This is a genomic window from Pseudomonas canadensis, assembly GCF_000503215.1.
In the GTDB taxonomy this organism is placed as follows: Bacteria; Pseudomonadota; Gammaproteobacteria; order Pseudomonadales; family Pseudomonadaceae; genus Aquipseudomonas; species Aquipseudomonas canadensis.
On record NZ_AYTD01000013.1, the window covers coordinates 643082 to 663897 of the forward strand.

The 20816-nt window shown below is 59.7% G+C and carries 16 protein-coding genes and 4 tRNA genes; 2 read left to right on the forward strand and 18 right to left on the reverse strand.

The genetic code is table 11. From position 1 onward, the window contains the following. Positions 1–91 precede the first annotated feature (91 nt). The 6 genes from U367_RS0111870 to leuC all read right to left on the reverse strand — a co-directional run bounded on the left by U367_RS0111870 (position 92) and on the right by leuC (position 6539). A complete protein-coding gene (locus U367_RS0111870) occupies positions 92–1102 on the reverse strand; it encodes an aspartate-semialdehyde dehydrogenase (RefSeq protein ID WP_028617118.1) in 1011 nt (336 codons plus the stop codon). A 150-nt stretch (positions 1103–1252) separates the two neighbouring features. Next, positions 1253–2365, reverse strand: coding sequence for an aspartate-semialdehyde dehydrogenase (gene asd, locus U367_RS0111875; RefSeq protein WP_016976627.1), 1113 nt, complete (start codon positions 2363–2365; stop codon positions 1253–1255). A gap of 64 nt (positions 2366–2429) precedes the next feature. Further along, a complete protein-coding gene (gene leuB / locus U367_RS0111880; protein WP_028617119.1) occupies positions 2430–3512 on the reverse strand; it encodes a 3-isopropylmalate dehydrogenase in 1083 nt (360 codons plus the stop codon). 53 nt (positions 3513–3565) lie between these two features. Further along, the gene (locus U367_RS0111885) at positions 3566–4330 is read right to left on the reverse strand and encodes a class I SAM-dependent methyltransferase (RefSeq protein ID WP_028617120.1); all 765 of its coding nucleotides are present in this window, start codon (positions 4328–4330) and stop codon (positions 3566–3568) included. 135 nt (positions 4331–4465) lie between these two features. Continuing rightward, positions 4466–5110, reverse strand: coding sequence for a 3-isopropylmalate dehydratase small subunit (gene leuD, locus U367_RS0111890; protein WP_017256547.1), 645 nt, complete (start codon positions 5108–5110; stop codon positions 4466–4468). A gap of 10 nt (positions 5111–5120) precedes the next feature. Next, on the reverse strand, positions 5121–6539 hold the full coding sequence (gene leuC / locus U367_RS0111895) for a 3-isopropylmalate dehydratase large subunit (RefSeq protein WP_028617121.1): 1419 nt from the start codon (positions 6537–6539) through the stop codon (positions 5121–5123). Positions 6540–6678: 139 nt separating this feature from the next. Between leuC and U367_RS0111900 the strand changes: the two genes are divergently transcribed. Both U367_RS0111900 and U367_RS0111905 read left to right on the forward strand, forming a co-directional pair. Continuing rightward, the gene (locus tag U367_RS0111900; RefSeq protein ID WP_028617122.1) at positions 6679–7569 is read left to right on the forward strand and encodes a LysR family transcriptional regulator; all 891 of its coding nucleotides are present in this window, start codon (positions 6679–6681) and stop codon (positions 7567–7569) included. A 66-nt stretch (positions 7570–7635) separates the two neighbouring features. Further along, positions 7636–10932 carry an EAL domain-containing protein gene (locus tag U367_RS0111905; RefSeq protein ID WP_028617123.1) on the forward strand — a complete coding sequence of 1099 codons (3297 nt, stop codon included), beginning with the start codon at positions 7636–7638 and terminating at the stop codon, positions 10930–10932. On the opposite strand, the gene U367_RS0111910 is transcribed toward U367_RS0111905, so the two are convergent. From U367_RS0111910 to gltX, 12 genes are all read right to left on the reverse strand, one after another. Beyond that, on the reverse strand, positions 10929–12854 hold the full coding sequence (locus tag U367_RS0111910) for a hypothetical protein (protein ID WP_028617124.1): 1926 nt from the start codon (positions 12852–12854) through the stop codon (positions 10929–10931). The genes U367_RS0111905 and U367_RS0111910 overlap by 4 nt on opposite strands. 57 nt (positions 12855–12911) lie before the next feature. Then, positions 12912–13862 (reverse strand): hypothetical protein, encoded by a 951-nt coding sequence (locus tag U367_RS0111915; protein ID WP_268964266.1) that lies wholly within the window; start codon positions 13860–13862, stop codon positions 12912–12914. Between the two features lie 80 nt (positions 13863–13942). After that, the gene (locus U367_RS0111920) at positions 13943–14983 is read right to left on the reverse strand and encodes a hypothetical protein (protein ID WP_028617126.1); all 1041 of its coding nucleotides are present in this window, start codon (positions 14981–14983) and stop codon (positions 13943–13945) included. 552 nt (positions 14984–15535) lie between these two features. Next, a complete protein-coding gene (locus U367_RS0111925; protein ID WP_028617127.1) occupies positions 15536–16513 on the reverse strand; it encodes a tRNA dihydrouridine synthase in 978 nt (325 codons plus the stop codon). A 55-nt stretch (positions 16514–16568) separates the two neighbouring features. Beyond that, positions 16569–17003, reverse strand: a complete 435-nt coding sequence (locus tag U367_RS0111930; protein ID WP_028617128.1) for an acyl-CoA thioesterase — start codon at positions 17001–17003, stop codon at positions 16569–16571. 39 nt (positions 17004–17042) lie between these two features. Then, entirely contained in the window at positions 17043–17876 is an 834-nt protein-coding gene (locus U367_RS0111935; RefSeq protein WP_028617129.1) for an alpha/beta hydrolase, read from the reverse strand. Between the two features lie 15 nt (positions 17877–17891). Next, positions 17892–18431 carry a TetR/AcrR family transcriptional regulator gene (locus U367_RS0111940; RefSeq protein ID WP_010209050.1) on the reverse strand — a complete coding sequence of 180 codons (540 nt, stop codon included), beginning with the start codon at positions 18429–18431 and terminating at the stop codon, positions 17892–17894. 182 nt (positions 18432–18613) lie between these two features. Then, a tRNA-Glu gene (locus tag U367_RS0111945) sits at positions 18614–18689 on the reverse strand. A gap of 77 nt (positions 18690–18766) precedes the next feature. Beyond that, positions 18767–18842: transfer RNA gene (locus tag U367_RS0111950), tRNA-Ala, on the reverse strand. A gap of 50 nt (positions 18843–18892) precedes the next feature. Then, positions 18893–18968: transfer RNA gene (locus U367_RS0111955), tRNA-Glu, on the reverse strand. Between the two features lie 78 nt (positions 18969–19046). Continuing rightward, positions 19047–19122 (reverse strand) — tRNA-Ala (locus U367_RS0111960). Positions 19123–19269: 147 nt separating this feature from the next. Next, positions 19270–20751, reverse strand: coding sequence for a glutamate--tRNA ligase (gene gltX / locus U367_RS0111965; protein WP_028617130.1), 1482 nt, complete (start codon positions 20749–20751; stop codon positions 19270–19272). Between the last annotated feature and the right edge of the window lie 65 nt (positions 20752–20816).

Consider the following 20816-nt stretch of genomic DNA (forward strand, 5'->3'; position numbering starts at 1 on the left):
GCCGATAGGTCACCGACGCGCAACTTTTCCTGCCTGGGGCCAAGCATAGCGCTTGGCTAGAATCAATCTACAAATTGCCGCCAAGTATCTTTTACGCAAGGCCTTTTATCAACAACTGCGCCAGCTGCACGGCGTTCAGTGCGGCGCCTTTGCGTACGTTATCTGACGTCAGCCACAGATTTAGTTCCGCCGGGTCATCCACACCTGCGCGAACCCGTCCTACATAGATCACGTCCTGGCCTACCGCATCGCCCACCGCCGTTGGGTAGTCACCCTCCTCCACAAGCTCTATTCCTGTCGCTGCGTCGAGCAGGCGGTTCACGGCGGCGAGGTCGACCGGTGCGCCCAGTTGCAGAGACACAGTCAGGCTATCGCCAAAAAACACCGGGGCTTGAACGCAGGTTGCGGAAATCTTTAGTAATGGAGTTTCCAGCACTGCACGCAATTCGTGTATCAGCCTTTTCTCCAGATCAGTATGACCTTGGGCGTCCGGCTTGCCGACTTGTGCCAAAAGATTGAAAGCAACCTGCCGATCAAAGAAAGTGGGCTCCAGCGGGCGCATATTCAGCAACTCGGCGGTTTGCCGGGCCAGTTCGCTGACGGCTTCACGCCCCTGGGACGACATCGCCAGGTTGGCGGTAACGCTCACGCGCTGGATATCCAACAGACTGCGCAATGGCGCCAGGACTACCGCCAAATGGGTCGCCGACGGGCTTGGGCTGCCGAGCCGGAAGGGTTTTTCCAGGCCGTCGAGCACATGGGCATTGGCTTCCGGCACCACGCGCGGTGCCTGTTCGGCCGACAACGCGCCGGACAAGTCGATCACCGAGCAGCCCGCCGCCGTGGCACGCGGCGCGAAACTCAAGGTCACCGCCGGCCCCGCTGCAAAGAACGCCAGCTGTGCTTTGCCGAAGTCAAACTCATCGACTTCCCTCACCCGCACGTTCTTGCCACGAAACGGCACCGACGCACCGGCGGAATTACTGCCCGCCAGCAGATGCAGGGTACCCACCGGGAAGTCCAGTTCTTCGAGGATCTGCACCAGGGTTTCACCCACGGTGCCGGTGGCGCCAATCACGGCGATATCAAAGGTCTGGGTCATGGAGGCTGCCTCGGGCATTGCGGGGGGAGCGGCACTTTACCGGGTGGCTGGGGGTGAGGCAATTAACCCGGCTTTTGTGGTGTGGCTGATGGCCAATAAAAAACCCGCGCCTGTCACCAGAACGCGGGTTTCTTCAACACATCAAAGCGATCAACGCTCCAGCAAGATCCGCAGCATCCGGCGCAGCGGTTCGGCCGCGCCCCACAGCAGTTGGTCGCCTACGGTGAACGCGCCGAGGAACTGGCTGCCCATGTTCAGCTTGCGCAGGCGGCCCACCGGTACATTCAGGGTGCCGGTGACCTTGGTCGGGCTCAGCTCCTGCATGCTGATGTCGCGGTTGTTCGGCACCAGCTTGACCCAAGGGTTGTGCTGGCTGATCAAGGCTTCGATATCACTGATCGGTACGTCTTTGTTCAGCTTGATGGTCAGCGCCTGGCTGTGGCAGCGCATCGCGCCGATACGCACACAGATGCCATCCACCGGGATCGGGCTCTTGAAGCGACCGAGGATCTTGTTGGTCTCGGCCTGGGCCTTCCACTCTTCACGGCTCTGGCCGTTCGGCAGCTCTTTGTCGATCCACGGGATCAGGCTGCCGGCCAATGGCACGCCGAAGTTCTCGGTCGGGTAGGCGTCGCTGCGCATGGCTTCGGCCACACGGCGGTCGATGTCGAGGATCGCGCTGGCCGGGTCGGCCAGTTGATCGGCGACAGCGGCGTGGGTCGCGCCCATCTGTTTGATCAGCTCACGCATGTTCTGCGCGCCGGCACCGGAGGCCGCCTGATAGGTCATGGCGCTCATCCACTCGACCAGGCCGGCTTCGAACAGGCCACCCAGGCCCATCAGCATCAGGCTGACTGTGCAGTTGCCGCCGACGTAGTTCTTGGTGCCCGCGTCCAGCTGCTGGTCGATGACCTTGCGGTTCACCGGGTCGAGGATGATCACGGCATCGTCCTGCATACGCAGGCTCGACGCGGCGTCGATCCAGTAACCCTGCCAGCCGGCTTCACGCAGCTTCGGGAAGACTTCGCTGGTGTAGTCGCCACCCTGACAGGTCAGAATCACGTCGAGGGTTTTCAGCTCTTCAATGTTGTAGGCGTCCTTGAGCGGGGCAATATCCTTACCCACGGACGGCCCTTGGCCACCAACGTTCGAAGTGGTGAAAAACACCGGCTCAATAAGATCGAAATCCTGCTCTTCCAGCATCCGCTGCATGAGCACGGAACCGACCATACCGCGCCAACCGATCAGACCTACACGTTTCATCGCAACTACACCTTGTTAAAAAGTGGGCCGCCTTGCAGCAACAACTGCAAGCGGGCCCGAGAGATTACAGATTCCGCAGCGCGGCGACTACTGCGTCGCCCATTTCTTGCGTACCGACCTTGGTGCAACCCTGCGACCAGATGTCGCCGGTGCGCAAGCCCTGGTCCAGAACCAGGCTCACGGCCTTCTCGATCGCGTCCGCCGCGTCCGCCAGGTTGAAGCTGTAACGCAGCATCATCGAGACCGACAAAATCGTCGCCAACGGGTTGGCAATGCCCTGGCCCGCGATGTCCGGCGCCGAACCGTGGCAAGGCTCGTACATGCCCTTGTTGTTGGTGTCCAGGGACGCCGACGGCAGCATGCCGATGGAACCCGTGAGCATCGACGCCTGGTCGGACAGGATGTCGCCGAACAGGTTGTCGGTGACGATCACGTCGAACTGCTTGGGTGCACGCACCAGTTGCATGGCCGCGTTATCGACATACATGTGGCTCAATTCGACGTCCGGGTAGTCCTTGGCCACTTCTTCGACGATTTCACGCCACAGCTGGCTGGAGGCCAGCACGTTGGCCTTGTCCACCGAGCAGACCTTCTTGCCACGCACACGGGCCATGTCGAAGCCGACACGGGCGATACGGCGGATTTCGCTCTCGCTGTACGGCAGGGTGTCGTAGGCCTGGCGCTCGCCATTTTCCAGCTCACGCACGCCACGTGGCGAGCCGAAGTAGATACCACCGGTCAGCTCACGCACGATCAGGATATCCAGGCCCGCGACCACTTCCGGCTTGAGGCTCGACGCATCGGCCAGTTGCGGGTAGAGGATCGCTGGGCGCAGGTTGCCGAACAGGCCCAGTTGGGCACGGATTTTCAGCAGGCCGCGCTCAGGGCGGATGTCACGTTCGATCTTGTCCCACTTCGGGCCGCCCACGGCGCCGAGCAGTACGGCGTCGGCCACACGCGCACGGTCCAGTGTCTCATCGGCCAGCGGTACGCCATGCTTGTCGATGGCGGCGCCGCCGATCACGTCGTGGCTCAGCTCGAAACCCAGGCTGTACTTGCTGTTGGCGAGTTCCAGCACCTTGACCGCTTCGGCCATGATTTCCGGACCAATACCGTCGCCAGGGAGAATCAGAATCTGCTTGCTCATGCGTTCCTCATTTCATCAAGCGACCCGCCCGTGGGCAGGTCGGGAAAAATCAATCAGCGTTCAGCGAAGACCACCAGCACGTCGGTGCTGAAGGTACCGTCGGCCTGAATTTCGTAATAATCGCGCACTTCCTGGCCCATCGCCTTTTGCAGCTCAAGGATGGCAGCGCGCAGTACTTCTGGCGTGCGCATGCGCTCGACCCACGAGGTGTATTCCAGGCGCAGACGCTGGCGACTGCTGGTGCGCACATGCAAGCCGGATTCGCTGAGCTGCTGCATCCATTCGGCGGCGGCGTAATCGCGCACGTGGCTGGTGTCGCGCAGCACTTCGACGGTTTGCAGGTAAGTGTCCAACAGCGGGCTGCCCGGTGACAAGACGTCGACGAACGCGGCCACACCACCCGGTTTAAGCACGCGGCGCACTTCACGCAGCGCCAGGCCGAGGTCGCTCCAGTGGTGGGCCGAGTAACGGCTGAACACGAAGTCGAACTCGCCATCGGCGAACGGCAGGCGCTCGGCGGCGCCGTGGACGGTGCGGATGTTGTCCAGACCGCGATCTGTCGCCGCAGCGGCGACTACGTCGAGCATCTGCTGGGACAGGTCGTAGGCGACGACTTCTTTGACCAGTGGCGCCACATGGAAACTGACGTGACCGGCACCACAGCCCAGATCCAGCAGTCGTGCAGCGCCCTGCCCGGCCAGTTCGGCCTGGAGCAGCGCGAATTCGGTGCCTTGGGCGTGCACGGCACTGCTCAGGTAGGCGGAGGCTTGCTCGCCGAATTGTTTTTGCACGACTTGGGTGTGGGCGGTGGTGGTCATGGTGATTTCCTTGGGTTTTGTGGTGTTGGTACGGGCGTTATCGCAGGCAAGCCAGCTCCCACAATTGACCGTGTTAACAGGTCAACATGTGGGAGTCGGGCTTGCCCGCGATGGGGCCCGCACGGTTACCGCAAATCAGGCATCGCGAAACAACCAAGGCTGGCTCGCCCGGTGCTTGGCTTCAAACGCGGCAATCGCATCGCCGTCCTGCAAGGTCAGGCCGATATCGTCCAAGCCGTTGATCAGGCAGTGCTTACGGAACGCATCCACTTCAAAGTGATACACCTTGCCGTCTGGACGGGTCACAGTTTGCGCGGCCAAGTCGACGGTCAGCTGGTAGCCCTCTTCGGCTTCCACCTGCTTGAACAGCTCGTCGACTTCCTCGTCGGTCAAGATGATCGGCAACAGGCCGTTCTTGAAGCTGTTGTTGAAGAAAATGTCGGCGTAGCTCGGCGCGATGATGCTGCGAAAGCCATATTCTTCCAGGGCCCACGGCGCGTGTTCACGGCTGGAACCGCAACCGAAGTTCTCACGGGCCAGCAGTACGCTGGCGCCTTGGTAACGGTCGGCGTTGAGAACGAAGTCCTTGTTCAGCGGGCGCTTGGAGTTGTCCTGGTAGGCGTAGCCCACGTCCAGGTAGCGCCACTCGTCGAACAGGTTCGGGCCGAAGCCGGTGCGTTTGATCGACTTCAAGAACTGCTTGGGGATGATCTGGTCGGTGTCGACGTTGGCACGATCCAAAGGGGCGACAAGGCCGGTGTGTTGAGTAAAAGCACGCATCGGGTATTCCTCAGATCAATTCGCGAACGTCGATGAAACGACCGTTGACGGCCGCCGCAGCGGCCATGGCCGGGCTGACCAAGTGGGTACGCCCACCCGCGCCCTGACGCCCTTCGAAGTTACGGTTGGAGGTGGACGCGCAATGCTCGCCCGATTCCAAACGGTCCGGGTTCATCGCCAGGCACATCGAGCAGCCTGGCTCACGCCATTCAAAACCGGCTTCAAGGAAGATCTTGTCGAGGCCTTCGGCTTCGGCTTGCGCTTTGACCAGGCCCGAACCCGGCACCACGATGGCTTGCTTGATGGTCGACGCCACTTTGCGGCCCTTGGCGATCACCGCCGCTGCGCGCAGGTCTTCAATCCGCGAGTTGGTGCATGAACCGATGAACACCCGATCCAACTGGATATCGGTGATCGCCTGGTTGGCCTGCAAACCCATGTACTTCAAGGCGCGCTCGATGGAACCACGCTTGACCAGGTCGGCCTCTTTGGCCGGGTCCGGCACGTTCTGGTCAACGGCCAGGACCATTTCCGGCGAAGTGCCCCAACTGACTTGTGGCTTGATCTGAGCAGCGTCGAGTTCGACCACGGTGTCGAACACCGCATCGGCGTCGGAGACCAGGTCTTTCCAGGCCTCTACCGCAGCGTCCCAATCCGCGCCTGCCGGAGCGAAAGGACGACCCTTGACGTATTCAACGGTCTTTTCGTCCGCCGCCACCATGCCCACGCGGGCACCGGCTTCGATGGACATGTTGCAGATGGTCATGCGGCCTTCGATGGACAGGTCGCGAATGGCGCTGCCGGCGAACTCGATGGCATGGCCGTTACCGCCGGCGGTGCCGATCTTGCCGATCACGGCGAGGACAATGTCTTTAGCGGTCACACCGAACGGCAATTTGCCCTCAACGCGAACCAGCATGTTCTTCATCTTCTTGGCGACCAGGCACTGGGTGGCGAACACATGTTCCACCTCGGACGTGCCGATGCCATGGGCCAGGGCGCCAAAGGCACCATGAGTCGACGTATGGGAGTCACCGCAGACCACGGTCATGCCCGGCAAGGTGGCGCCCTGCTCCGGGCCGATCACGTGCACGATGCCTTGACGTACGTCATTCATCTTGAATTCGGTAATGCCATATTCGTCGCAGTAGTCGTCGAGGGTCTGCACCTGCAAACGCGACACCTGGTCAGCAATGGCTTCGATGCCGCCCTTGCGCTCAGGGGTGGTGGGCACGTTGTGGTCTGGCGTGGCGATGATGGAGTCGACGCGCCAAGGCTTGCGCCCGGCCAGTCGCAGGCCTTCGAACGCTTGGGGCGAGGTCACTTCATGGATGATGTGACGGTCGATATAGATCAGCGATGAGCCATCATCGCGCCGTTTCACTTCATGGGAATCCCAAAGCTTGTCGTAAAGCGTTTTGCCGGCCATCAGTCGGTCCTCATCAGCGGTGTTCTCTATGCCGGGCTTTTCAATAACCCTTTGGCTTGTGAGGCTGATGGTATGGCGCTACATTAAATAACTCAAATTCATATTTTTTATGCTTTGGATTACCAACTGGAATACCACAATGGACCTGGCCAACCTCAACGCCTTTATTGCCATCGCCGAGACCGGCAGCTTCTCCGGCGCGGGTGAACGCCTGCACCTGACCCAACCGGCCATCAGCAAGCGTATTGCCGGCCTGGAGCAACAATTGAAGGTGCGCTTGTTCGATCGCCTGGGTCGGGAAGTCGGTCTGACCGAGGCTGGACGGGCCTTGCTGCCCCGCGCTTATCAGATTCTCAACGTGCTGGACGACACGCGTCGCGCCCTGACCAACCTGACCGGCGAAGTCAGCGGCCGCCTGACCCTGGCCACCAGCCACCACATCGGCCTGCATCGCTTGCCGCCGGTGCTGCGCACTTTTACCCGGGAATACCCGAATGTGGCGCTGGATATTCAGTTCCTCGATTCGGAAGTGGCCTACGAAGAAATCCTCCATGGCCGCGCCGAAGTGGCGGTGATCACGCTGGCGCCCGATCCTCACAACCTGGTGCGCGCCACCCCAGTCTGGGACGACCCGCTGGATTTCGTGGTGGCGCCGGAGCACAGCCTGATCAGCAACGGACGCATCAGCCTGGCCGATATTGCCGGCCACCCGGCGGTTTTCCCCGGTGGCAACACCTTTACCCACCATATCGTCAGCCGGTTGTTCGAGGCCCAGGGCCTCACGCCGAACATCGCGATGAGCACTAACTACCTGGAAACTATCAAGATGATGGTGTCCATCGGCCTGGCCTGGAGCGTGTTGCCGCGCACCATGCTCGATGATCAGGTGGCAAGTATCGCTTTGCCGGGCATACAGCTCAGTCGCCAGCTAGGCTATATCGTGCACACCGAAAGGACGCTGTCGAATGCTGCGCGGGCTTTCATGAGCCTATTGGATGCACAAGTCGATCTGCCAGGGACCCCGGCATGAAACTGTGCGGCCTCAAGGTCTGAACTGAACCGCGCCTTACGCCCATTGAGCCAAGGCCCTTTGATAATGCGCAACCCCGTCGATTCCGTGCCACCCTTGCCCCGCATCTACGCCCTTGATCCTCAAGCGGCGGAACAAAGCTGGGACAATGCTCCGCAATTGCTGGCAGCGCTCAATGCTGCCCGGCTGGGTGCGTGGAGTTGGGAGATCGACACCGGCAGAATAAGCTGGTCGCGCGGCACCCAGGCACTGTTCGGTTTTGATCCGCGCCAGCCGCTGCCCAAGGATCTGGATTACCTCGACCTGCTCGCGCCAGAGGATCGCGCCCGTGTGGTGCGGGCCTTTCATGCCGTACTGGCGGGCGAGCCGTTCGAACAGGCCATGCATCACCACATCCAGTGGCCGGACGGCACTCACCACTGGCTGGAGATCAATGGCAGCCTGGCACCCGACAAGGCGGGCCGGCGCCGCATGATCGGGGTGATCCGCGAGACCACCCGCCAGCGCGAACGGGAGTACGCCCTCAGTCACTCCGAAAAACGCTTCGCCACGTTGTTCCACCTGTGCCCGAACATGGTCCTGCTGACCCGCCAGGCCGACGGGCTGATCAGCGAAGCCAACCAATACTTCGAAATGCTGTTCGGCTGGCCGCTCGCCGACGCCATCGGCCGCACCACCCTGGACCTGGGTCTGTGGCGTCACCCGGAGCAACGTGCGCAGTTGGTGAAGGCTACGCAGCGCAAGGGCGAGCCCATCACCATGGAGGTGCAGTTTTGCGCCAGCAACGGCCAGATCCACGACGGCACCCTAAGCGCGCAAAAGGTCGAGCTGGAGGGCGAGGCCTACCTGATCAGCACGTTTCTGGACACCACCGAGCGCAAAAACGCCGAGCAAGCCCTCAAGGACAGTCAGGAACGCCTCGACCTGGCTCTGGATTCAGCGCAACTGGGTACCTGGGACTGGCACATCCCCACCGGCATGCTCTATGGCTCGGCCCGCGCCGCCCAATTGCACGGCCTGCCGCCGGAACCCTTCCATGAATCCTTCGACGCCTTCTTCGAAGGCATGCCCGATGACGAGCGCGAGAGCATGCGCAACGCCTACCGCACTCTGCGTGAGGGCCCGGCCGGCAACTACCAACTGACTTACCGCGTGCCCATGGAAGACGGCAGCTCACGCTACCTCGAAAGCCGCGCGCGCCTGTACCGCGATGAACACGGCGCGCCGCTGCGCATGGCCGGCACCTTGCTCGACATCACCGACCAGGTCGAACGCGAACAACGCCTGACCGCCTCCGAAGAGAAATTCGCCAGCCTGTTCCAGGCCAGCCCCGATCCGATCTGCGTCACCAGCCTGGACAGCGGCGCGTTTATCGAGATCAACCCCGCATTTACCCAGACTTTTGGCTGGACGGCCGCCGAGGTAATCGACAAAAGTGCCGAGCAGATCGGCCTGTGGGACGAATCCAGCAAGCGCCTGCAGCGAATCGAGCGAGTGATCCGCGAGCAGGCGCTGAGCAATGTGGCGATCGTGGTGCATCACAAGAATGGTCAGGCACTGACCTGCGTGATTTCCAGCAGGCTGATCAAAGTGGGGGACCAGCCGTGTATCGTCACCACCTTGCGTGACATCACTCAGCAACAACGCTCGGAAGCCGCGCTCAAGGCCAGCGAAGAGAAATTCGCCAAGGCCTTCCATTCCAGCCCTGACGCGATTTCCATCACCGAGCGCGACACTGGCCGCTATGTGGAGGTCAACGACGGCTTCTGCCGCCTGACCGGCTATCGCGCCGAGGAAGCCATCGGCCTGACCCTTTACCAGATCGGCATCTGGGCCGACGAGAACCAGCGTGCCGCGCTACTGGCCGAATTGCAGATCAAGGGCCGCATCCATCACCTGGAAATGCTCTGGCACAACAAACGCGGTGAGTTACTGGCGGTAGAAGTCTCGGTTGAACCCATCACCCTCAACGAAACCCCCTGCCTGCTGCTGACCGCACGGGACGTGAGCCTGCTGAAAAACGCCCAGGCGCAGATCCGTCACCTGGCCTACCACGACCCACTGACCAACCTGCCCAACCGCGCCTTGTTGATGGACCGCCTGAGCCAGCAGATCGCGCTGCTCAAGCGGCATAACCTGCGCGGCGCGCTGCTGTTCCTCGACCTCGACCACTTCAAGCACATCAACGACTCCCTCGGCCATCCTGTCGGCGACACGGTGCTGAAGATCGTCACCGCACGCCTGGAAGCCAGCGTACGCATGGAAGACACGGTGGCGCGCCTGGGTGGCGATGAGTTCGTGGTGCTGCTCAGCGGCCTGGATGGCACCCGCCTGGAAGTCAGCAATCAGGTACAGGAACTGGCTGACACCTTGCGCGAGCTGCTTTCGGAGCCGATGTTCTTGGATGGCCATCGCCTGCAGGTCACGCCCAGTATTGGCGTGGCGCTGATTCCCGACCACGGCACCACGCCGGCGGACTTGCTCAAGCGGGCCGATATCGCCCTGTACCGCGCCAAGGATTCCGGGCGCAACACCACGCAGATGTTCCACAACAGCATGCAGAAAACCGCCAGCGAACGCCTGCGTATGGAGACCGACCTGCGCCTGGCCCTGTCGCGTGGCGAGTTCAGTGTGCATTACCAACCGCAGGTGGATGCACGCGGCAACCGCATCGTCGGCGCCGAGGCCCTGGTGCGCTGGCAGCATCCGCAACTGGGGGCGCAGTCGCCTTCCGAATTCATCAAGGTGCTGGAGGACAGCGGCCTGATCCTTGAAGTCGGCACTTGGATCCTGGATGAAGCCTGTGCGGCCTTCCAACAGTTGATCGGGGAAGGCCTGGTCGACCCGCTGAATTTCAGCCTGTGCGTGAACATCAGCCCTCGGCAGTTCCGCCAGAACGACTTCGTGGAGCGGGTGGAGCGCAGCCTCAAGCAGCACGAATTGCCATTCAGCCTGTTGAAACTGGAAATCACCGAGGGCATCGTGATCCAGAACCTGGACGACACCATCAGCAAAATGCGCCGCCTGAAAAAACTCGGCGTGAGCTTTGCGATGGATGACTTCGGCACCGGGTACTCATCACTGACCTACCTCAAACGCCTGCCGGTGGATGCGCTGAAGATTGATCAATCCTTCGTGCGTGACGCCACCCATGATCCCAACGACGCCGAGATCATCCGCGCCATTGTCGCCATGGCCCGTAGCCTGAACCTGGAGGTGATTGCCGAAGGCGTGGAAACCCAGGACCAACTGGCCTTCCTGCAGGGCCTGGGTTGCCATTTGTACCAAGGGTATTTGCACAGTCGACCGCTGCCTATGATCGGATTCCGGGAGCGTTTGCTCGCGGGAGATGGCCGGGGTTAAACCAGTTTCAAGGCGTGACCGCCCTGTTGCATCCAGGGCGAACCTGGCAACTTGCGCTTGATGCCATATTCATCAATGGCCCCCTCAACCACGACCACCGAATGCCCGAAGTTCGCCAAGGTGCCTGGCACGCCTGATGCCAGCTCCTGCACGCTACTGGAGCGGGTAAAGGCGTACAGGCCGAGGCGGCGTAACGCATCGCCCGGAACCTCACCGTCGTTCAGCGTTTTCAGGGCGGCGTCGAAACCGGCGCCCGCGCGAAATTCGTGATTTTCCAGTTGGGCACGCTTGGCGCTCGCCGCGTAGAGAAAGACAGCATCGTCAACCAGGCCTTTATCCTCACCATGAAAGTTGGCGGCCGCTCGCGCCCTTTCCAACTCGGCATGAGTGAGACTCACCGTGCAACCATCACGCATGGTGAGGGTGAAACCTTCGAGCGTTTCGGTGACACGCTTGAAGATCCCCAGAGGGTTTTGCCCGTACTTCATCATCGCTGCCTTGATGGCCGACACCGTGACGCAGTTACCCTCAACACCTTGATAGAAACCGCTCCAGATATTGTCGGGCTTGACGCCGACAGGTGCAGCCGGGAACTGCGCAGGCCTACCGCAGTGGTTGACGGGTAAGTCCGCAGCCAACTGGTAGCCATAGTCTTTAGCGGTGGCCTCTTTCTTGCCGTCGCTGTGTTTGATGCCACCCACTACCAACGCGCCCGAAAAGTTAGAGGGATCGGTGACACCGACGCTGTTTGGCTCACGCAACTTATCGGGTGACACAATCCGTAGAAAGCCAATCAAGCCCATGCCCTTCAAGACTCTGTAAATGGGTTCTCCGCGCAAGGTGCTCGACAACGCCGCATCAAACTCTCCATTCTTTTCAACTTGCTTGCGCTTGGCGAAGGCTGCCAGCATGAAATTGGCGTCGGCGATCATCTGCGCGTCAGCACCGGTAAACCGGGAGGCCTCGGTAGTGCGCTGCAGCTCCTGTTTTGACAACCTCACTTTAAAACCATCTTTCATAGTGACGATGGACCCATTCTCCGTGGCCTCGACTTTTTCAAACATATCGGAGGGCGACCGGCCAAACCTGAGCATCATCATCTGGATGACGGCGGCATGGCTGCTCAAGTCGGATACTTCACCGCGATTTCGCGAGGTCGCCTTGACTCCCTGCAACACCTCGGCAACCTCGGGGCGGACACCTTTATCCAGGAGTTCATCCTCGGGGACGACCGTCGGCGGTTTGGGGGCTAGGGGACTGCGGGGCTTTGGCGCACTGTCGCTCATCAACGTGTACACATAGCTTCGATCGGGTGAACGCTCCCGACCAAATTGATGCGCCTTGCCGGCGTGAATTAACGACGCCCCCAAGTCATAGCTGTCTGCAACCCCCGCCAGCCCTTCCGAGATAACTGTGGCAGGGGGGCGGTACTGGAGATGGCCGGACAACCCCATGCCTTTGAGCATGTTAAGCGTCGTTTCACCCTGCAAAGATTTGCTCAAGACCGACTCAAACCCAGGTCGATCAGCAGCGGTACCACGGTCTAATTGTTTACGTTTGATAAACACGGCCAACGCAAAATGGGCGCTGCTCATTGCATCGTTGCGAGTGCCGGTAAAACGCGACGCAGACGCCGCCTGCTGCAGCTCCTGTTTGGAAATATGCAGCGTGTAACCATCTTTCATGGACACGTCATAACCATCGCCACTGTCCCTTACTTCGTTGAAGAAGTCGGTAGGACTTGGGCCAAACGTGAGCATCATCAACTTGATGACCGCGCTGTGCGAGCTCGCGTTGAAATGCTCGCCGAAACCCCGCTCCGGCGCATCGAATGCTGGAATGCGAGAGATTTCAGCGTGGCTCGACAACTGCGCTGCCATGGGATTTGAGCGCGCGAAAGATCCAATTGCAAACGTACTCATATCGTTAACTCTTTTACTAATAAGTTGGACGAGTTCGTGCCAGATCATATGTTGTCGTCAGATCAACGCGATGGCTTGGCCGTGTGTAGGCCGGCCGCCTTTGCGCCCATAGAGCTCTTCATGCCCATCCACGACAGCCACTGAGTGCCCGCTCCGATTGACCATGCCAATCAAAGATTTATCAGCGAAATCACGTGCCGATACGCGCTTCATATGATCCTTTAGCCCCAGCCGCATGAAGCCCTCCCCCGGCCCACACTCATCCTCACCTTCGTTAAGGCTTCTTATGGCGGCTTCAAAATTTTTACCTGCCCACCCGTCGTTATTCTCGTTTTGCGCTCGCTTGGCAGAACATGCAAACAGGAAGTGCGCATCCTTGAGCATTTCGAGATCAGTTCCCCCAACGAAGTTCGAGCCGCGAATGGCACTTTCCAGCTCCGCCTTACTGAGTTTTACAGTCACGTCATCACGCATCACGACCTTAAATCCATCGGCGGTTTTCTCGACAGACTTGTAAATATCCTTAGGGCTTTGGCCAAACTTTTCCATCGCCGCCTTGATTGCGGAGATCGTTACGCAGTTACCATTCATGCCCTGACGAAAACCGCTGAAGACATTAGTGGGCTTTGAACCTTTAGGTTTATTGGAAAGCTCGGGAATAGGTCCGCCTTGTTTATCGGTGGGTTTCGTATCGGGAGTGGGTGGCACAGGTCGCGGCGGTACAGGTACATCATTGTTTTTTGGCTCAACCGGACGCACGTCGCCACGCAGGAGGCTTTGCAATTGGGTGAAAAACTGCTTGAACAGTTCTCTCAACAGGTTGAATAAGGCGGAAGTGCCCGCGTTATCACTGAAACTATCGGACTTCACCTCTGAGGGAGGAACAGGTGTTGCAGTCCGAATGTTTTCTCTTCGTGCAGAATCAAGCGATGCACGAACTGAAAGGTCTGGTGCCCGGTAAGGTTCAATAGTTGGCGGTGCAACACGGTTATGGCTTATCGATACCATGGCTTAACTCTCATTGAGTGCCCCCTGGCCGTCACGACCAGGGAGCCAGCGTTTATGTTTGACCCATCAAGATAACGGGCTCAAAAACGTGAGCGGAGGCTGGGCCTGTTAGCTCGATGGTTGTCGAAACGCGTTTGGGAATGGCAGCTGAAATCATCAACCAAGTCATCAGGTGCAGGGCAAGTAAGATCTGGAATGGATGGGGTGACCGGAGGCTGTGGCGACGGGTTCGTATCAAGGCCCGGCGACACTGGCAGTTGTGGCGATGGCTGCTTATCAAGCGCCGGCATTAGTGGCGGTTGTGGCGATGGCTTCGTATCAAGCCCCGGCGTCACTGGCGGTTGTGGCGTAACTTTCTCACCTGTATGCGGGCAATGGCAGTTCTGGACCTGCACCGTCACGTTCACATCAGACGACAGCTTGTTCTTATAATCCTCAGGGATGAGAGAAGGCCTTGCCGGCTGGGCATCGAGCTTGCCGTCAGGCGACGTGGTCATCTGGGTACGACCATCGGGCATGACCTTAACCTCCGAGCCCGGCTTCACCAGTGTCTTGGTATCCGCTTCGGGAGCAACCTTGTGCTCCGCCTTCGCATCCGGAACGACCTTGGCATCGGTGCCAGGCAGCACGGTCTTCTTGGTATCCGCCCCCGGCGCAACCTTCTGCTCCGCCTTCGCATCCGGAATGACCTTGGCATCGGTGCCAGGCAGCACGGTCGTCTTGGTATCCGCCCCCGGCGCAACCTTCTGCTCCGCCTTCGCATCCGGAATGACCTTGGCATCGGTGCCAGGCAGCACGGTCGTCTTGGTATCCAAACCAGGCTTCACTTGAGGCTGGGCATCAAGTTCACCGGGCTGGCGGGGTAACACCCCCATTCCCGCGAGCATGCTACGCATCGCCTTGACCATGAACTCAAACATGGTAAACAACTTTTCCAGGGACTCCTTATTCATCGGCCCACTGTTTTCTTTTGGTGCCGGACCACTGTCCTTAAGAAACTTATTCATACTGTCCATAGACGGAGACAATTCGAGCGACTTATCAGCTTGCACGGAAGGCTGATTAAGCTGTGCATAATGTGTATTCATCGGAAGGAATTGCTTGTTCGAGACATTAGACATGTTTTTATTCCTAAAACTGCGCCCACTCCCCGCACTGGCAGGAGAGAGACAATTATTGACATTAAGTGTGGAACAACAGTGAGCTCAACAAACTCGCAAGATTCGTGGGGCGTAACGCAGATGAGTTCCGAACAATCGAGACTTATATAAAGAAACCAAATGACCACCAGAGACGTTTGCCTGTGGACATCCGCAGGAAAATTCAGGCTGTACGCGCCTCACACCCCCGCAAGAGTGGAAACGTAAAGAAACACCCCACGAACAAAGCAACTTAAAGAAAACAACAAAGCTATATAAAAAATAAAAAGCATGTTAGTCAGCGCGCACGCAAGCCCCCTAGAACATTAAAAATTAAAGATTGGTATCAATCGAGGTAGATATTAATACGCCCTTGCACATATCTCGCAACACCACAAATAAAACACCCAAAACAAATAAACACATCAGGCTGGCCAGGTAGTGCCTGGTGACGCCAAACGCATTTCTCAGACAAAAAAAAGGCACCTTTCGGCGCCCCTTGCAGCAATAGATGAAACACCTATATATGTAAACCTAATCTTGCAATGCAGCCGGCTGTTCACGCTGTGCGGGCATGCCCAGCAAACGCCCGACCTGCTCCAGGTCGGTTTCCCTGCGCATCAGCGTAAACAACTCCACCGCCTCTGGATAATTGCGGGTGAGCATCGCCAGCCATTGCTTCAAACGCCCCGGCGCCTGGCGCTCGGTCAATTGCGCCACCGATTGAGTCCAGAAATCCTGAAGCATGGGCTGCATGTCTGCCCAGGTCATCTCGACGACTTCCTCGCCCGCCCGCGCGGCAGCGATCTGCCGCGCCAGGTCCGGACGCGCGACCAGGCCACGGCCCAGCATGATGTCTTCGGCGCCACTCACTTCGCGACAGCGCTTCCAGTCTTCAACGCTCCAAATATCGCCATTGGCGAAGACTGGCACCTTGACCACATCCTGTACGCGCGGGATCCACTCCCAGTGGGCGGGCGGCTTGTAGCCATCGGTCTTGGTGCGCGCATGTACCACGATATGCGCCGCGCCCCCCTCGGCCAGCGCCGTAGCACAGACCAGGGCGCCATCCGGACTGTCGAAGCCCAGGCGCATCTTGGCGGTGACCGGAATGTGGGCCGGCACGGCGCGGCGCACGTGTTCGACGATCTGGTTGAGCAGCTCGGGCTCTTTGAGCAGCACCGCACCGCCACGGGACTTGTTGACGGTCTTGGCCGGGCAGCCGAAGTTCAGGTCGATGACCTGCGAGCCGAGTTCACAGGCCAATGCCGCATTTTCCGCCAGGCACACCGGGTCGGAGCCGAGCAATTGCACGCGCAGCGGCACGCCGGCAGCGGTGTGGGCGCCGTGCAGCAGTTCCGGGGCGAGCTTGTGGAAATACGCGGGGGTGAGCAGGCGGTCGTTGACGCGGATGAACTCGGTCACGCACCAGTCAATACCGCCGACACGGGTCAGCACGTCCCGCAGGATGTTGTCGACCAACCCCTCCATGGGCGCCAAAGCAATTTGCATGGAAAACACTCAACAAAAATCGTGGCGCAGTTTACTGGGTTTCCCACAGCAACCGTTAACCCCCTGTCAGGGCGGGGCCATAACCGTCGAGAAACTCAGCGGGCATACGCTTGGGCTTGCCGGTGGAGAGTTCGATGCAGACAAAGGTGGTTTGCGCACGCAGCAGGGTGGTGCCATCACGCGGGCGGACCAGCTGAAACCGCCGGGTCATCTTCAGGCGCTGGTCCCAGTCGACGATCCAGGTGGCCAGTTGCAGTTCATCGCCCTCGTAGCCGGCGGCCAGGTAGTCGATCTCATGGCGCACCACCGCCATGGCGCGGTCCAGGCGGCGGTATTCGGTCAGGTCCAGGCCCAAGCGCTGGGAATGGCGCCAGGCACAGCGCTCCAGCCAGGACACGTACACCGCGTTGTTGGCGTGCCCCAGGCCGTCGATGTCTTCAGGGGCGACCTGCAGATCGATGATAAACGGCGTTGCCAAATCCCAGCCCATGCCTTGCTCCCAGTCGATTAACTTAACCGGGGCAGTGTATCAGGCGGTTTGCCGCGCCTGTAGACGACGGCCGGCGAGCAACGCCAGCACAGCGTCGATTACGCGAGGGTCGGCCAGCACTTTCTGATGCCCACCCTGCTCCAGGCGCAACAGGCGGCTGTCGAACCAGGCTTCGTGAATGGCCTGAGAGGCCTTGACCGGGACGAAAGCATCGTCTTCGGCATGCACGATCAGGCCAGGGATATTCATCTGGTAGTGGGCCACATCCAAGTGCTTGAGCGGCATGCCGAACGTTTGCTCGACTTCCTGGATGAAGGCTGAGCGCGCCCGCGCCGGCAAACCGACCATCTTGGTGAAGCCGCGCAGCACATCCAGGAAGCGAGACGGCGCAGCGATGCTTACCAACGCCTCGGTCCGCAAACCCAACTGCACCGCCAGCATCGCACTGGCGCCGCCCATGGAATGGCCAATCACCGCGTGCAGTGGCGGCAACTCGGCTGCCGCTTCGAGCATGGCACGGGCGAACAGCAGCACATGGGCTTCACGCCCTGGCGAACGGCCATGGGCGGGACCGTCCAGCGCAATCACTGAGTAACCGTTATCGACCAATGCCGTGATCAGGCTGGCAAATTGAGTCGGCCGCCCTTCCCAACCGTGCATCAGCAACACTGCCGGCCCTTGGCCCCAGCGCAAGGCGGACAAGCCAAAACGCAAGGTGATGCGCTCCGATTGCGCCAGCAGCGGCAGCTCCCAATCACGCGGCGGCAGGTCGCGGGGCGTCATGAAGGCACGGCGCATCTTGTTGGCCACCGTTTGCGGCGCCAGATGCCCCAGGGTGCCGTTGAAGCGACGGATCCAGGTTAACGTGCCCATCGTGACAGCCCTCTTCTAGCGCACGGCCGACTTGGCGGCGCGCAGCACACGGTCAGACAACTCACCCGGCCCCAAGGCACGGGCCAAGGCCAGGCCACCGATCATCAGTGCCATGTCGGCCAGGGCTTTATCGGTGTCTTCAGGACTGGCGGCGAGTTGCGCGGCCATCAGCTCGCAGTGTTCGTTCAGCGCTTGGCGGAACTCATCCGGCAGGCGGCTCATCTCGCCGACAGTCGCCGGAATCGGGCAGGCCTGGGCGGTTGAGTCACGGTGCTTGCGCGACAGGTAGAACGCCGCCACCAGACTTCTGCGCTCCTCTCCGGTCAACTGGGCGTCCATGTCATCAATCGACGCACGACGCTTGGCCAGCAACTGGGTGAAGGCCTCCAGCATCAGTGCGTCCTTGCTTTCGAAATGCGCGTAAAAACCACCGACGGTCAGCCCCGCCGCGCCCATGACTTCACCCACACTCGGTTCGGCCGGACCGCGCTGTATCAACGCGGCGCTGGCGGCCTGCAGAATGCGTTCGCGGGTTTGCGCTTTTTTATCGCTCATCATTGCCTCCGATGTTCATGGGTTGAATATTATTACCATAATAATATTTCACAAGCCACAGGCATGACCGCTGGTCAGAAGAGAAGAATGGGATGGAAGAAAGATTTGGCCAAACGCCAGACAAACAAAAGGGCCATTCAATAATTGAATGACCCCTAAAAATCCCGCAGAGCGGGTAATCGTGGCGTCCCCTAGGGGACTCGAACCCCTGTTACCGCCGTGAAAGGGCGGTGTCCTAGGCCACTAGACGAAGGGGACACAAACCTTCTGTACACTGATCAGGCTGAGACTGATCGATCCAAGGACGGTGTGGCCGGAACCTTGGAACTGTAAATTGGTGGAGCTAAACGGGATCGAACCGTTGACCTCTTGCATGCCATGCAAGCGCTCTCCCAGCTGAGCTATAGCCCCAAATTTTTCGTCTTTCGACGCAGCAGACCTTGCGAACTGCTTGTTGAAAATGGCGTCCCCTAGGGGACTCGAACCCCTGTTACCGCCGTGAAAGGGCGGTGTCCTAGGCCACTAGACGAAGGGGACAAAACCTTCTGTACAACTGATCAGCGCTGAGAACTGATCGATTCAAGGACGGTGTGGCCAGACCTTGAACCTGTAAATTGGTGGAGCTAAACGGGATCGAACCGTTGACCTCTTGCATGCCATGCAAGCGCTCTCCCAGCTGAGCTATAGCCCCTCATCGGTGAGGACGGGGCGAATCTTAATGGCGCTTTGGAAGTGTGTCAAATTTATTTTCAACATTTTCCAAAATTTTTTGCCGGGATAACAATCACTTACCGTCGAAACCCCGGAAAACCGGGGTTTCGCCGTTTCAACCGCGTGCTTAAGCGATAGCGCCCAGCAGCTTTTCCCACTCTTTGTTTTCTTTCTTCGACACACCACCAAGCAAATCAAGGGCTTGGCGCAGACGGAAACGCGTCAGGTCCGGGCCGAGAATTTCCATCGCATCGAGCACCGACACCGAACTGGCCTGCCCGGTGATCGCAGCAAACATCAGCGGCATGGCATCGCGCAGTTTCAATTCCAGGGATTCCACCACCGCCTGGATCGTCGCGGTAATCGCATCCTTCTCCCACTGTCGCAGGCTTTCCAGCTTCCACAGGATCAACTGCATCAATTGGCGAACCTGGTCACCCGAGAGTTTCTTGGACTCGAACAGCTTAGGGTCCGGATTCACGCCCCCGGCAAAGAAGAAGCTGGCCAACGGCGCGACCTGGCTGAACGTCTCCACCCTACCCTGCACCAGCGGCGCGATCTTCATCATGTATTCAGGGTTCAACGCCCACTGCTGCACGCGGCTGGCGAATTCTTCCACCGGCAGGTCACGCAGCCACTGGCCGTTGAGCCACGACAGCTTCTCGATATCGAAGATCGGTCCGCCGAGCGACACGCGGGACAGGTCGAAGTTATCGACCATTTCCTGCAGCGAGAACTTCTCGCGCTCATCCGGCATCGACCAGCCCATGCGACCCAGGTAGTTGAGCATCGCTTCCGGCATGAAGCCCATACGCTCGTAGAAGGTCACCGAGGTCGGGTTCTTGCGCTTGGACAGCTTGCTCTTGTCCGGGTTACGCAGCAGCGGCATGTAGCACAGCTGCGGTTGTTCCCAGCCGAAGTACTCGTAGAGCAGGACCAACTTCGGCGCCGACGGCAGCCATTCTTCGCCGCGCAGCACGTGGGTGATGCCCATCAGGTGGTCGTCGACCACGTTGGCCAGGAAGTACGTCGGCAGGCCGTCGGTCTTCATCAGCACCTGCATGTCCATGCGGTCCCACGGAATCTCGACGTCACCGCGCAGCATGTCCGGCACCACGCACACGCCTTCACTCGGCACCTTCATGCGGATCACGTGAGGCTCGCCAGCAGCCAGGCGCTGGGCCACTTCTTCTTTCGACAGCAGCAACGCGCGGCCATCGTAGCGCGGGGTTTCGCCACGGGCCTGTTGCTCGGCGCGCATCTGGTCCAGTTCTTCCGCGGTGCAGAAGCACGGGAACGCATGGCCCATGTCGACCAGTTGCTGGGTGTACTGCTTGTAAATGTCGCTGCGCTCGCTCTGGCGGTACGGGCCGTGCGGGCCGCCGACATCCGGGCCTTCGGCCCAGGTAATGCCCAGCCAGCGCAGGGCATCGAAAATCTGCTGTTCCGACTCACGGGTGGAGCGCAGTTGGTCGGTGTCTTCGATCCGCAGGATGAATTCACCGCCGTGCTGCTTGGCAAAGCAGTAGTTGAACAAGGCGATGTAAGCAGTGCCGACGTGGGGATCCCCAGTAGGCGATGGCGCGATGCGCGTGCGGACGGTGGTCATGGCAGGTCTCGAATGGGCGATATAACTGAAAATTGAAACAAGGGGCGAATGGTAACACCAGCACG